The organism is uncultured Haliea sp. (genome assembly GCF_963973825.1).
In the GTDB taxonomy this organism is placed as follows: Bacteria; Pseudomonadota; Gammaproteobacteria; order Pseudomonadales; family Halieaceae; genus Haliea.
Window position 1 is genome coordinate 202,780 of the sequence record NZ_CAXBAE010000003.1, and the last position, 13,281, is coordinate 216,060.

13 protein-coding genes are annotated in these 13,281 nt (G+C 61.0%); 7 read left to right on the forward strand and 6 right to left on the reverse strand.

Annotation, left to right across the window (positions count from 1 at the left end; genetic code table 11):
- Positions 1 to 13: 13 nt before the first annotated feature.
- From yidC to rpmH, 4 genes are read right to left on the reverse strand one after another with little or no spacing between them, the layout of a single operon-like run.
- Positions 14 to 1,732, reverse strand: coding sequence for a membrane protein insertase YidC (gene yidC / locus AACZ17_RS05700; protein WP_290740867.1), 1,719 nt, complete (start codon positions 1,730 to 1,732; stop codon positions 14 to 16).
- Positions 1,733 to 1,749: 17 nt separating this feature from the next.
- Positions 1,750 to 1,977, reverse strand: coding sequence for a membrane protein insertion efficiency factor YidD (yidD, locus tag AACZ17_RS05705; RefSeq protein WP_290740869.1), 228 nt, complete (start codon positions 1,975 to 1,977; stop codon positions 1,750 to 1,752).
- On the reverse strand, positions 1,977 to 2,381 hold the full coding sequence (gene rnpA / locus AACZ17_RS05710) for a ribonuclease P protein component (RefSeq protein ID WP_290740872.1): 405 nt from the start codon (positions 2,379 to 2,381) through the stop codon (positions 1,977 to 1,979). The genes yidD and rnpA overlap by 1 nt, the downstream gene beginning before the upstream one ends.
- 15 nt (positions 2,382 to 2,396) lie before the next feature.
- On the reverse strand, positions 2,397 to 2,531 hold the full coding sequence (rpmH, locus tag AACZ17_RS05715) for a 50S ribosomal protein L34 (RefSeq protein WP_290740876.1): 135 nt from the start codon (positions 2,529 to 2,531) through the stop codon (positions 2,397 to 2,399).
- 539 nt (positions 2,532 to 3,070) lie between these two features.
- On the opposite strand from rpmH, the gene dnaA reads away from it, so the two are divergent.
- The 7 genes from dnaA to AACZ17_RS05750 all read left to right on the forward strand — a co-directional run bounded on the left by dnaA (position 3,071) and on the right by AACZ17_RS05750 (position 11,539).
- Positions 3,071 to 4,555, forward strand: coding sequence for a chromosomal replication initiator protein DnaA (dnaA, locus tag AACZ17_RS05720; protein WP_290740879.1), 1,485 nt, complete (start codon positions 3,071 to 3,073; stop codon positions 4,553 to 4,555).
- A 25-nt stretch (positions 4,556 to 4,580) separates the two neighbouring features.
- Complete coding sequence (gene dnaN / locus AACZ17_RS05725) at positions 4,581 to 5,687, forward strand: DNA polymerase III subunit beta (protein WP_290740882.1); 1,107 nt, start codon at positions 4,581 to 4,583, stop codon at positions 5,685 to 5,687.
- 9 nt (positions 5,688 to 5,696) lie between these two features.
- Positions 5,697 to 6,833: a DNA replication/repair protein RecF gene (recF, locus tag AACZ17_RS05730; RefSeq protein WP_290740885.1), complete on the forward strand. Its 1,137-nt coding sequence runs from the start codon at positions 5,697 to 5,699 to the stop codon at positions 6,831 to 6,833.
- 87 nt (positions 6,834 to 6,920) lie between these two features.
- Positions 6,921 to 9,338 (forward strand): DNA topoisomerase (ATP-hydrolyzing) subunit B, encoded by a 2,418-nt coding sequence (gene gyrB / locus AACZ17_RS05735; RefSeq protein WP_290740889.1) that lies wholly within the window; start codon positions 6,921 to 6,923, stop codon positions 9,336 to 9,338.
- Positions 9,339 to 9,345: 7 nt separating this feature from the next.
- Positions 9,346 to 9,840, forward strand: coding sequence for an MOSC domain-containing protein (locus AACZ17_RS05740; RefSeq protein ID WP_290740892.1), 495 nt, complete (start codon positions 9,346 to 9,348; stop codon positions 9,838 to 9,840).
- Complete coding sequence (locus AACZ17_RS05745; protein ID WP_339637895.1) at positions 9,837 to 10,604, forward strand: sulfite exporter TauE/SafE family protein; 768 nt, start codon at positions 9,837 to 9,839, stop codon at positions 10,602 to 10,604. Before AACZ17_RS05740 ends, AACZ17_RS05745 begins: the two co-directional genes overlap by 4 nt.
- A 65-nt stretch (positions 10,605 to 10,669) precedes the next feature.
- On the forward strand, positions 10,670 to 11,539 hold the full coding sequence (locus AACZ17_RS05750) for a phytanoyl-CoA dioxygenase family protein (RefSeq protein WP_290740898.1): 870 nt from the start codon (positions 10,670 to 10,672) through the stop codon (positions 11,537 to 11,539).
- A 14-nt stretch (positions 11,540 to 11,553) separates the two neighbouring features.
- Here AACZ17_RS05750 and AACZ17_RS05755 read toward each other — a convergent pair whose 3' ends face one another.
- Together AACZ17_RS05755 and AACZ17_RS05760 are read right to left on the reverse strand one after the other, a co-directional pair.
- Positions 11,554 to 11,955: an OB-fold domain-containing protein gene (locus AACZ17_RS05755; RefSeq protein ID WP_290740902.1), complete on the reverse strand. Its 402-nt coding sequence runs from the start codon at positions 11,953 to 11,955 to the stop codon at positions 11,554 to 11,556.
- Between the two features lie 2 nt (positions 11,956 to 11,957).
- On the reverse strand, positions 11,958 to 13,169 hold the full coding sequence (locus tag AACZ17_RS05760) for a thiolase family protein (protein WP_290740905.1): 1,212 nt from the start codon (positions 13,167 to 13,169) through the stop codon (positions 11,958 to 11,960).
- Positions 13,170 to 13,281 lie beyond the last annotated feature (112 nt).

The window sequence follows — 13,281 nt, forward strand, 5'->3', positions numbered from 1 at the left end:
GCCGGGGGCGATACTAGGCTTTCGCTTTGGCGTCCGACTTTTCGATCTGTCGGGTAATGACGTACTGCTGGGCCATGGAGAGCAGGTTGTTGACCACCCAGTAGAGTACGAGACCCGCCGGAAACCAGAGAAAGAAGAAGGTGAAGATCACGGGCAACCACTGCATGATCTTGGCCTGCATCGGGTCCGGTGGCGGCGGGTTCAGCTTCTGCATGAACCACATGCTGGCACCCATCAACAGCGGCAGCACAAAGTAGGGGTCCATGACCGACAGGTCTTCGATCCACAGGAAGAAGGGCGAATGGCGCAGTTCAACGCTCTCCATCAGCACCCAGTAGAGCGAGATGAACACCGGCATCTGTACCAGCACCGGCAGGCAGCCGCCCATCGGGTTGATCTTTTCCTTGCGGTACAGCTCCATCATCGCCTGGCTTTGCTTGGCCTTGTCCTCGGCGTATTGCTCCCGGATGTCCTGCATTTTCGGCGCTACACGGCGCATATTGGCCATTGAGCGATAACTTGTGGCGGATAGCTTGAAGAAGACGGCCTTGATCAAAACGGTCAGCAGGATGATGGCCACACCCCAGTTGCCCACGAAGGCGTGGATTTTGATCAGCAGCCAGAACAGCGGTTGCGCAATCCACCACAGCCAGCCGTAATCCACGCTGAGGTCGAGGTAGGGGGAAATTTCCGCGAGTCGATACTGGTCCTTGGGTCCCGCGTAGAAGCCGGCGCTGACACTGCCCTGCTGGCCGGGATCCACTACCAGGGCGGGGCTGGTAAAGCCCGCAATGTTGAAGCCGGATGAGGTTACCCGTGTGCTGTAGGTATGGCTCTGGTCTGCTGCCGGGATCCACGCGCTGAGGAAGTAGTGCTGGATCATGGCGATCCAGCCGCCCGGAAGCTGCGCGCGGAAAGGCTCTTCCCGCATGTCCTTGAAGCTGAACTTGGTGAAACGTTCGTCGGGCTGGGTGATGGCGGCGCCCAGGAAGGGCTGCAGGCCCATGCCGCTGGAGTCGACCGTCGAGGGCTTGCTGCTGTCGCGCTTGATCTGGCCGAACAGGTTGCCCTGCCAGCGTTCACTGGTTTTGTTGTCGACGATATAGCTCACGGTCATCAGGTAGTCACCGCGGCGCAGGGTAAAGCGCTTGGTCACGCTCAGGCCCTCCGCATTCTGCCACAGGAGGTCGACGGTCAGTTCATCCGCGTTGGGTGCCAGCTCATAGCGTGATTGTGCCGCGCTGAATTGGGCACGGGATTCACTGTCGATACCATCCGGGCCAATCAGGCCACTCTGCGCGACGTAGATGCGGCGCTCGTTCTGCTCCAGCAGCACGAAGGGCTGGTTGGGCTTGTCGATATCCTCGAGATGTTCCGGCAGAGCCAGCTCTACGATGTCGCCACCGCGCAGGTCAATGGCAACCTGGAGCACATCGGTGTGCACGGTGATGATGTCGCCACTGTTGCTGATCACCTCAGGCGTCGATGCGGCCTGTGTGTCGGCAATGGATTCGGGTGCCTGTGGCAGGTCCTCGTTGCCCGCGTCTGCTGCGGTGGTAGTAGGCGATGCCGCGGCCGGTTCCGGCAGGCTGTCCGGCTCGGCAGCGATCAGACGGCTGGCGACGGGTTGCTCCGCCGTGGTTTTGGCGTCCTTGAAGGCGACCCACTCAGTCAGCAGCATGAATGAGAGAAGGGCGATGGCGCCGATCAGCAGAGTACGTTGGAAATCCATAGCAGGTATCAGCTTCGTCAGTGAATGTGCTTGCAGGGGGGCACCGGATCGAGGCCTCCCTCATGCCAGGGGTGGCATTTGCCAAGCCGGCGCAGGGTGAGGTACGAGCCCCGGACAACGCCGTGCAAATCGATGGCTTCCTGAGCGTAGTGTGAGCAGCTCGGGTAAAATCGGCAGTGATTGCCCAGAAATGGGCTGATGGCGTAGCGGTACACAGCAATCAGGGCGATAAAGAGACGGCGCATCAGCGGTCTCGCGCGCCCGTGTGTGTCGCCTTGTGTCGTGACAGCTTTTGCCATTGTTCTCCCAGCGTGGCGAACAGTGAAGCGTTGTCCATATCGTCCAGGCCGCGGCGCGCCAGGAACACGATATCCAGCGGTACGCCAGTATCGGGCAGTTGCCTGAACGATTCCCTGACGATGCGTTTGATGCGATTGCGCTGCACCGCCTTGCGTACGTTCTTCTTGGCGATAACCAGCCCCAGCCGGCTGTGGCGACCATCCGCAGGCCGCGCCAGCATCAGCAGGTGACGGTGGGAAGCCTTAATGGAGGCGCCATCGAAAACGGCCCGATATTGGGCCGCATTCAACAGGCGCCTGCATTTGCCGAAAGCGCCGGCACCCGGTTCGCACTCAGCAGCTGCGCCCACGAAGGCTCTCCCGCATCAGGCTGTCAGGCGCTTGCGACCCTTCGCGCGACGGCGGCTGAGAACCAGGCGGCCGTTCTTGGTGGCCATACGAGAGCGGAAGCCGTGGGTGCGCTTGCGCTTCAGGACGCTGGGCTGAAATGTTCTTTTCATGACGCTGTTCCAAATAGGAGGTAATAAATAGAAGGCTGATGCTTCACCCGCCCTGTGCTGGGTACAGCGCAGGGCGCACGGTGGAGTACCGGGCCGCAAAAAGGTTGGGTATTCTAGTGAAAGCCTGCGTCGAATTCAATGACGGGCCCCGCCTTTATTTTTGCTCTTTTGCCCGCAATGCCAGAGCATCCTCGCCTCGTATCTTGCGCGCCGGCAATGTCAGGCGTGGCGCGCCTTTCGGTAAACAGCGCACACCTTGCCCCTAATATATGCACAGGTTATGCACAGATCAGGTGTTCACAGGAAGAATGGCACAGGGCCGCTCAAAAAACACCCAGTAAAAGCATAAGTGTATGAAAAACATATAAAAACAACTTTTAAAAAAAACCCGCTGAGGTGTGGATAACTCGCCGCTTCACGGGTATTATCAGCGCACCGGGATCGAAAAGCCCGGAGGTTGTTAAAGCGCGAACTCACCATGCGTGACGGGCGTAATCGTTGTTGTGAAGGTGGGATCAAGGCCTTCAAAGGGGAGAATTTTGCCAGACGTCATATGGCAGCAGTGTATCAGTCGTCTTCAGGACGAGTTGCCAAGCCAGCAGTTCAACACCTGGATTCGTCCGCTGCAGAGTCGCCAGAACGGGGGGCAGTTAACGCTGTTTGCACCCAACCGGTTTATCAAGGACTTCGTCAGCGACAAGTTTGCGCCGCGCATACGCGAGCTGTTGCAGCAGATCGCGCCTGCCGAGGCACCGCAACTCGCTCTGGAAATCGGCCAGGCGCGAGAGCTTGAAACCCTTCAGCCGGTTCGGGAGCCCCTGGGCGTGGTGCACAACGCCGAGGAGTTCAGCCCACCGGCCGTTTCGGGCTATGCGGTTAACGGGGGTGGCGCCGCGCTGCGCAGTGTCGCGGCTCCCAGAATCCAGGCGGTCGCAGCGCCGCCACAGGAGTTCGGCCTGGCGACATCAGCTCTTCGAAGCCGGTCCCCCGGCGAGGATGCACAGCAACCCAATCTTGTTGATTCCTATACCTTCGATAACTTCGTGGAGGGCAAATCGAACCAGTTGGCCCTCGCGGCCGCCCGCCAGGTCGCCGAAAATCCGGGTGAAGCGTACAACCCGCTGTTTCTCTATGGCGGCGTCGGGCTGGGTAAAACCCACCTGATGCATGCTGTCGGTAACGCCCTGAAGCAGCAGAACCCGGAAGCCAAGGTGGTCTACCTGCACTCAGAGCGGTTTGTGGCCGATATGGTAAAGGCGCTGCAGCTCAACGCGATCAGCGATTTCAAGCGCTATTACCGCTCGGTGGATGCACTGCTGATTGACGACATCCAGTTCTTTGCCAAGAAAGATCGCTCGCAGGAGGAATTTTTCCACACCTTCAACGCCCTGCTCGAAGGGGGGCAGCAGATGATCCTCACCTGCGATCGCTATCCGAAGGAAATTGATGGTCTGGAAGAGCGCCTGAAATCCCGCTTCGGCTGGGGGCTGACGGTAGCGGTTGAGCCTCCGGAACTGGAAACCCGGGTGGCGATCCTCATGAACAAGGCGGCGCAATCGCGCATCACGCTGCCGCCGGATGCCGCGTTTTTTATCGCCCAGCGCATTCGCTCCAATGTGAGAGAGTTAGAGGGCGCGCTGAAAAGGGTGATAGCGAGCGCCAACTTCACGGGTAAACCGGTCGATGTGGATCTGGTCAAGGAGAGTCTCAAGGATCTGCTCGCGCTGCAGGACAAGCAGGTCAGCCTGGACAATATCCAGCGCACGGTCGCCGAGTACTACAAGATCAAGATTGCCGACCTGATGTCTCGTCGCCGCAGTCGCTCGGTTGCGAGGCCGCGCCAGGTAGCGATGGCCCTTGCCAAGGAGTTGACGAACCACAGCCTTCCGGAAATTGGCGACAGCTTTGGCGGCAGAGACCACACGACAGTGTTGCACGCATGCCGTAAAATAAAAGAACTTCGCGAAACCAACTCTGACATTCGGGAAGACTACAAAAACTTGCTGCGCTCACTCACAACGTAGGCGCGTTCGGAAGGAACCTGGATTTATGAAGTTCTCGATTTCACGGGATGCGTTGCTCAAGCCCCTCAATCTGGTTGCAGGCGTCGTAGAGCGCAGGCAGACGCTGCCCATTCTGTCCAACGTATTACTCGTGTTGGAAGGCGATCAACTCTCATTAACCGGCACTGACCTGGAGGTTGAGTTGGTCGGGCGCGTGGCGCTACCCGCACCGGTGTCTGCGCCCGGCGAGGTGACAGTGCCGGCGCGCAAACTGGTCGATATCTGCAAGTCGCTGCCGGAAGGCAGTGATATCCAGTTCACCGTGGAGGACGGTAAGGTCACGGTGCGCTCCGGGCGCAGCCGCTTCACGCTTTCGACGCTGCCCGCTCGCGAGTTTCCCGCGGTTGAAGAGGGGGTGGGTACGCATCGCTTTACGGTCAAGCAGGGCCAGTTACGCCGGCTGATTGATCGCACCGCGTTTGCCATGGCTCAGCAGGATGTCCGTTACTATCTGAACGGCATGTTGCTGGAACTCAAGGCGGGTCGCCTGCGGGTGGTCGCGACCGATGGCCACCGTCTGGCCATGTGTACCCTGCCCTCACCGTTGCCTGTCGATGAGGACACCCAGGTGATTCTGCCGCGCAAAGGTGTGCTTGAACTGTCCCGATTGCTGCTGGAAGAAGACGAGGACATTGTGGTTGTTCTGGGTAGCAACCACCTTCGCGCCACGACGGAGGGTTTTACCTTCACCTCCAAGCTGGTGGATGGCAAGTTCCCCGACTACGAGCGTGTGCTGCCCCGTGCAGCCGACAAAATTGTGCTGGGCTCCCGCCTGGAGCTGCGTCAGGCCTTCACCCGCACGGCGATTCTCTCCAATGAAAAGTACCGGGGCGTGCGCCTGAAGGTAGCGACCGACGTTATCGAAATCGTGGCAAACAACCCCGAACAGGAACAGGCTGAAGAGCAGGTACCTGTTGATTACCAGGGCGACCCGGTCGAGATCGGCTTCAATGTCAGCTATCTGCTGGATGTTCTTGGTGTGCTGAGCGGCGAGCAGGTCAAACTCTCCCTGTCTGACCCCAACAGCAGTGCCTTGCTGGAAGAATCGGAAGATGGCGATTCCCTTTACGTTGTCATGCCGATGCGGTTGTAACAGCCGTTTTTGCTAACTCAATTACAGATCCACCACCTCCGTAATCTGTCCCAGGTCGCGCTGCGCGAGCTGGGACAGGTGAATATTTTCTACGGTCCCAATGGCAGCGGCAAAACCAGCATCCTCGAGTCGGTACACATGCTGGGCATGTCGCGCAGTTTTCGTGCGGGGACTCCTCGAACCCTGGTTACCCACGGTGAACAGCGTTGTACCGTATACGGTGTAACTGAGTTTGCGACCGCGGGGCAGCGGGCCTCGGTGGCCGTTCAGCGTGAGCTCAGCGGTGAGCTGCAGATCAAACTCGCGGGCGAGAAGCTGCGCTCGGTGGCCGAACTGGTAGCCCATCTCCCCCTCCAGGTCCTGAATGCGGCATCTTTTGATTTATTGACTGGCAGCCCGGCGGCGCGGCGCCAGTTCCTCAACTGGGGTGTGTTCCACGTGGAACAACGTTTCTTCAGTGAGTGGCAGCGATTCCAGAGGTGCGTAAAACAGCGCAATAAGCTCCTGCGGCGTGGTAAACTGGAGTATTCCGAGTTGTCAGTATGGACGCGGGAGTTGGCGGCTTCAGGAGAACAGATCCACCGGTACCGTCAGGCCTATTTTGAAGTGCTGGCCCCTCGGTTTCGCGCCATTATGGCGGAGCTCTCGCCAGGGCTTAACGGGCTTGAGCTGCGCTACAGAAAGGGCTGGGACAAGTCCCTGGCCTATGGGGATGCGTTGGCGTCCAGTGAGGTCGCTGACAGTGAGCAGGGTTATACCCACGTCGGTCCCCAGCGTGCGGATCTTCGCGTGACGGTGTCCGGATACTCTGCGGCGGAGACGCTCTCGCGAGGACAGCAAAAACTGGTGGTGTGCGGCCTGAAGTTGGCGCAGGGGCAGATAATGGCTGAGTCTCAGCCCCGGGGTTGCGTCTATCTGGTGGATGACCTGCCGTCGGAGCTTGACGTTCAGCACTGCCGACAAGTCTGTGAGGCGTTGACGGCGCTGCAGGCACAGGTGTTTATCACCTGTGTAGACGCCAAGGATCTCGAGGGAATGTGGCCAGAGGGCGTGAACCCCATGATGTTCCACGTGGAACACGGTCGTGTGGTAGAGAGGTCGGCTACGGATCCGACCCAGGAGCAGCCCCCATCGGGCTGTACGTGAGCGATGTCTGGCTGAGCCCGATATCGAGACGCTATAAGCTGGCACCGCAACGGCGGGCCGGTAGTAGAGAGAAAAAGAGAGTTATCCATGAGTGACAACGAGCAAAGCTACGATTCCTCGAGCATCAAGGTCCTGAAGGGCCTTGATGCGGTCCGTAAACGCCCCGGCATGTACATTGGTGACACTGACGACGGCACGGGCTTGCACCATATGGTGTTTGAGCTCGTGGATAACTCCATTGATGAGGCGCTAGCGGGGCACTGTAGCCGGGTCGATATCGTGATACACCCCGATGAATCGGTCACAGTCAGTGATGACGGGCGCGGAATTCCCACGGAAATGCACGAGGAAGGGGTATCTGCGGCGGAAGTCATCATGACCGTGCTGCACGCTGGCGGCAAATTCGATGACAACACCTACAAGGTGTCCGGCGGCTTGCACGGTGTTGGGGTCTCCGTAGTCAACGCCCTGTCGCGGGAGCTGGTGCTGACCATCCGGCGAGAAGGAAAGCGCTACGAACAGGTCTATCATCATGGGGTGCCACAGGCACCCCTGGCGGTGATCGGTGAAACCGAAGGCACCGGCACATCGGTGCGATTCCACCCCTCCCCGGATACGTTCACCAATATCCAGTTCCATTTTGACCAGCTGGCCAAGCGTCTGCGCGAACTCGCGTTCCTGAACTCCGGTGTGAACATTCGATTAAAGGACGAGCGCTCGGGCCGTGAGGAAAATTACTGCTACGACGGTGGCCTCCGCGCTTTTGTCGACTACCTGAACAACAATAAAACCCCGGTAAACAAGCCCTTCCACTTCCAGGTGGATCTGGAGGACGGTATCGGTGTTGAAGTGGCACTGCAGTGGAATGACTCCTTTTCGGAAAACATCTTCTGTTACACCAACAACATTCCCCAGAGAGACGGCGGGACCCACCTCGCGGGCTTCCGTGCGGCGCTGACCCGCAGCCTGAACACCTATATCGAACGCGAGGGTATGGCGAAGAAGGCCAAGGTGTCCACCACCGGCGACGACGCGCGGGAAGGCTTGACGGCCATTATCTCGGTCAAAGTGCCGGATCCGAAGTTTTCTTCGCAGACCAAAGACAAGCTGGTTTCTTCCGAAGTGAAGACCGCAGTTGAACAGGCGATGAATGCCCACTTCAACGACTATCTACTGGAAAACCCCGGTGAAGCGAAGGCCGTTGTCGGCAAGATGCTGGATGCCGCCCGGGCCCGCGAAGCAGCTCGCAAGGCCCGCGAAATGACCCGGCGCAAGGGGGCTCTGGACATCGCCGGCCTGCCGGGCAAACTGGCCGACTGCCAGGAGAAAGATCCTGCGCTGTCGGAAATCTACCTGGTTGAGGGAGACTCTGCTGGCGGCTCTGCCAAGCAGGGCAGAAACCGCAAGTTCCAGGCGATCCTGCCCCTGAAGGGCAAGATTCTCAATGTGGAGAAAGCCCGCTTTGACAAGATGCTGGGTTCGGCCGAGGTGGGCACCATCGTCACCGCGCTGGGTTGCGGCATTGGCAAGGACGAGTTTAATCCGGAAAAGTTGCGTTACCACAGCATCATCATCATGACCGACGCGGATGTCGATGGCTCGCACATTCGCACGCTGTTGCTGACTTTCTTTTTCCGCCAGATGCGCGAGCTGATCGAGCGCGGACACATCTTTATTGCGCAACCGCCGCTGTACAAGATATCCCGCGGCAAACAGGGGCAGTACCTGAAGGATGATGAAGCGCTGAACCGCTATCTGACCCAGGCCGCACTGGAAGGTGCCGCGATTATCGTCAATCCCGAGGCACCGCCGATCTCCGGTGCGGGTCTCGAGGAGCTGGTGGAGAGCTTCCGCAAGGTGGCGGCAACCATAGAACGCCTCGGCAGGCTGTACGCGCCACCGGTGCTCTGGCAGATGGTGTACGGCAGCAGCCTGTTGCCTGAGGACATGCGTGACGAAGCCGCTGTGATCGCCTTCGCGGAGCAGCTTAGTGAGCGCTTACAAACCGTGGCACCCAAGGGTGCCGTGTATACCGTGAGCGTGCGCCGCGATCAGGAACGGCAGACCCACTACCCGGTGGTCAAGCTGCTGGCGCACGGCGTTGAAACAGAAACCGAGTACCGCCACGAATTCTTTTCATCGGGCGAGTACCGCAGCCTGATTGCCCTGGGTGAGACCCTGAACACGCTCATCGACGAAGACGGCTATTTCAAGCGCGGAGATAAGACCTTCCCCACCCGCAGCTTCGAGGAGGGCCTCAGCTGGCTGATGGCGGAGGCGCGCAAGGGCTACAACATCCAGCGCTACAAAGGCCTGGGCGAAATGAACCCGGAGCAGCTCTGGGAAACCACCATGGATCCGGAGGCCCGGCGTATGCTGCAGGTGACGATTGAGGACGCCATCGCCGCAGACCAGATCTTTACCACGCTGATGGGTGATCACGTGGAACCCCGTCGCGAGTTCATCGAGCAGAACGCGCTGTCGGTGGCTAACCTGGACGTGTAGCCTGGCCATGTCCTCCCCTGCGGCTGCGACCCCCATCGAACTCTGCGGCATCGCCATCCGCGAGCGCTCCGCTGCGCCCATGCAGAAGCTGTCCGCCGCGAGGGTGACACGTGGGGCCGGTGTCGAAGGTGATGCGCGCGGTCGTCCCGGCAAACGCCAGGTGACGGTACTCAGCCTTGAAAGCTGGAACACCGCCTGCGCGGAGCTCGGGGTGAACTTGTGCTGGACCCAGCGTCGCGCCAATCTGCTGGTGAGCGGCGTCGAATTCGGGCCGGACTCGGTAGGGCAACAGCTGCAGTTTGGCAGCCTGACTCTGGAGGTCACCCGCGAAACGGATCCCTGCCGGCGCATGGATGCCGCTTATCAGGGCCTGCAGGCGGCATTGGCACCGGACTGGCGCGGCGGCGTCTGTTGCCGGGTGCTCAGCGATGGCGAGCTCACAGTGGGCCTGCGCGGACTGCTTGTGCCCGGGCCCCTGCAGGGCGCACTGCAGCTGACGTGATCATACCGCCAGGGCTGGACCTAGCGACGACCCTCGGCCTGTTGGCCTGCTCCGCACTCACTTCACTGCTCACCGCAAGCCTGGGCGCCGGCGGCGGCGTGCTGCTGCTGTTGCTGCTCGCGCTCTTTTTGCCGCCAGCGGTGATTATTCCCGCCCACGGCCTGATCCAACTGGGCTCGAACGGCGGGCGCGCGGCCCTGACCTGGCGTCATATCGACTGGCGGCTGATGCGAGCCTTTGCCCCTGGTGTCGTTCTTGGCGTTGCGGCGGGCGCCCTGTTGCTGGTCACGTTACCCGCCGCAGTCTGGCAGCTGGCCATTGGTTTCTTCGTGCTTTACCTTTGCTGGGGGCCGCCGCAGCCCCGAGCGGCGCTGGGGGGTGCAGGCCTGTTTATTGCGGCAACACTCAGCAGTTTCGCCAGCCTGTTTGTCGGTGCGACCGGACCGCTGGTGGCTGCCTTTATCAAGCAGACCCAGACAGACCGGTTTCGCACCGTGGCCACCTTCGCCTTCGCCATGGTGCTGCAACACGCTCCCAAGCTGCTGGTGTTCGGGGTCGCCGGGTTCGTCTTTCGCGACTGGCTCGGCTTCGCCATCGCCATGATTGGCGCAGGATTTGTGGGTACCTGGTGTGGTGTGCGTCTGCTGGGCACCGTCAGTGACCAACGCTTCACCCGCTTGCTCAATATTGTGCTGACGGTACTGGCCCTGCGCCTGCTGTGGCTGGCGGCGGTCAGCCTGCTTGGAGACGGCGTCACCCGCTAGCTGCGATCGCGCCAGCACTGTGATTAACTAAACCCACCGTCGACCTGATAATAAAGGCACACACCGTGAAGAATAACGAGCTCCCCGTTTTTACTAACGCCGCTCGAGCAGAGGACATTGCGGCTACACTTCTTGAATCCGGCGCCGTCATCGTGGCTGACTTTCTCGCCAGGGACACGCTCGACGCCTTCAACCGGGAGATGGATGGCCCCCTCAGTCGCGAACGCCCGGACCGCCAATTCATGACGCCCGACTACGATTACTTTTTCGGCACCCGCACCCGTCATCTGACCGGGCTCAGCGGGCGCTCGGAGATCTTTCGGGAGCAGATCATGCGTCATGCGCTGTACTCGGCGCTGTGCGAGACAATCCTGTTGCCACATTGCGCGACGTATCAGTTCAACTACGGGCATGTTTTCGAGATCGCGCCGGGTGCCCGACGCCAGCCCCTGCATCGCGACGGGGACTGCTGGTCCTACTTGCCGGTCGCGTTCGATGTCGAAGTCGCGTCGATTGTGGCGCTGAGCGACTTTACCGCGGACAACGGCGCTACACTGGTGATCCCCGGCAGTCACCGATGGCCCCGGGAAAAAGCGCTGGATTACTCTGAAGCCCTACCCGCGGTGATGCCAGCCGGTGCGGCACTGCTATACCTTGGCGGCACTGCTCACGCGGCAGGTGACAACCGGACGACGCAGGACTTGCGGCGCGGCATGCACGTGAGTTTCTGTTTGGGCTGGTTGCGAACCGAGGAAAACAATTATCTCGTCTCCCCGATCGAGGAAGTGCGCAAGTTTCCCCGCCGCACCCAGGAACTACTGGGCTATCAGGCACATGACGCCTCGCCTGCCGGAGGCTGTCTGGGCGTCTACAACATGCTGGATCCCGTGGAGCTGATGAGCGACGATCAGTTCAGATTTCGAGACCAGTCGTAAACCCCCCGGGCGCCTCAGCCCGCACTAAACAACAGGCGCGTATGCCCCGCTGGGTCGAGCACGTCGAAGACGGGCCGCAGGGGCATGCCAATGCGCATGGCATCCGGCGCGACACCCGTGAGCGCGGTGTTCATGTTGAACCCCTCGCCGAAGGTGACAACAGCGAGGTTCTGCGGTTCGGCGCCCGCAAACCCGGGCAGCGTGGGCACTCGGGCGATGGTGAAGGTGCAGAGGGTTGCTCTGCCGGAGACCTCGGTCCATGCCAGATCCTGCGCGGCGCAGTGGGTGCAGTGCCGCCGGGGATAGAACACCCAGCCGCCGCAGGCCCGGCAGCGGGGGATCAGGATGCGACGCTCGCGCAGACCTTCCCAGAAGGGCCGGGTGATGTCGGTGGGGCGTGGAATCAATGCGTTCATGCTCAGGCTCCCGTCAGGATCAGCGCGCCCTGCTCACTCATCACGCCGCCGGTGCCGGAGACAAACGCGGTATCGTGCCGGTGCAGCTGCCGTTCGCCAGCGCTGCCGCGTATCTGGGTCACCGCCTCGATAAGCTGTGACATGCCGCCGGCTGTGCCTGCCTGGCCAAAGGACAGTTGTCCGCCGTGGGTGTTCAGTGGGAAGTCGCCGCGCCAGGTCAGGTCGTGGTCGCGCACAAAGGCCATGCCCTCGCCCTTGGCACAGAACCCGGCATCCTCCAGGCTGAGCAGGACGGTGATGGTGTAGCAGTCGTAGATTTGCGCCATGTCCATATCGGCGGGCTTCATCCCCGCCATCAGGAAGGCGCGCTGTGCTGCCCGCGCAATGGGGGTAACGGTCATGTCGCGGGCGTAGCTGGGGGACTTGAAGTCCAGCTGTTCACCGCAGCCGCGTATCAGGACCGGTCGATGGCGGCATTCGCGCGCCAGGTCGTCGGCGGCGACGATAAACGCGGCACCACCCGCCACCGGCATCACAATCTCGAGGATGTGCAGGGGGTCCGCTACCATCTTGCTGTTCAGCACGTCCTCCACGCTGATCGGCTGCCCATAGAACAGCGCTTCGGGGTTGGCTTGTGCGTTGCTCCGCTGGGCCACGGCAATGCCCGCCATGGCAGCGGCGTCGTAGCCGTAGCGGTGCGCGTACTGCTGGGCGATCATGGCGTAGCCGGTATTCTGGCCGACATGACCGTAGGGCAGGTCGAACTCGGCTTCCGGGGCGCCAAAGCAGCCGCTGTGTGCGCCGAGCTGCATGGCCGCTGCGACAGCCGCCGGGTCTGCGTCCGGATCTGGCGGGGCGAGGCGGCCGGGTAGCACGCAGAGCACGGCGCGGCACAATCCCAGCTGTATTGCCGCGGCTGCTCGCCACGCCATGGCCACCGCGCTGGTACCACCGAGGTCCACAGTTTCGGCGAAGCCCACCTGCAGTCCCAGGTACTCTGCCACCACCGCCGGTACAAAGGCGGTCGCCTCGTTGAAATGGGCCCCGTTCACGGCCAGCCCGTCGATGTCGCGCAGGGTAAGACCGGCGTCAATCAGCGCCAGCCGCGCCAGGTCGGCAATCTGCTCAAGGTGGAACATCTGTGGTGCGGTTGCGTATTTTTCTGGCCGGTACTGGGCGCAGCCCACAATCGCTGCCTTGCCTGTCAAGCTCACGGGTATACCCCTCATCATGCCGTTTCGTGTGCGTCAGGGATGATGGGACAGAACCGCTCCGCGCCCAAGTGTTGTGGCCAGAATCCGGCGCCGAAACCGCAGCCCGGATTGG

What these genes read in the sequence shown, in the direction of transcription:
- AACZ17_RS05755 (WP_290740902.1), bottom strand. Translation starts at nt 11,955, where the DNA reads ATGAACGCATTGATTCCACGCCCCACCGACATCACCCGGCCCTTCTGG.
- yidC (WP_290740867.1), bottom strand. Translation starts at nt 1,732, where the DNA reads ATGGATTTCCAACGTACTCTGCTGATCGGCGCCATCGCCCTTCTCTCA.
- AACZ17_RS05740 (WP_290740892.1), top strand. Translation starts at nt 9,346, where the DNA reads ATGTCCTCCCCTGCGGCTGCGACCCCCATCGAACTCTGCGGCATCGCC.
- rpmH (WP_290740876.1), bottom strand. Translation starts at nt 2,531, where the DNA reads ATGAAAAGAACATTTCAGCCCAGCGTCCTGAAGCGCAAGCGCACCCAC.
- gyrB (WP_290740889.1), top strand. Translation starts at nt 6,921, where the DNA reads ATGAGTGACAACGAGCAAAGCTACGATTCCTCGAGCATCAAGGTCCTG.
- dnaN (WP_290740882.1), top strand. Translation starts at nt 4,581, where the DNA reads ATGAAGTTCTCGATTTCACGGGATGCGTTGCTCAAGCCCCTCAATCTG.
- yidD (WP_290740869.1), bottom strand. Translation starts at nt 1,977, where the DNA reads ATGCGCCGTCTCTTTATCGCCCTGATTGCTGTGTACCGCTACGCCATC.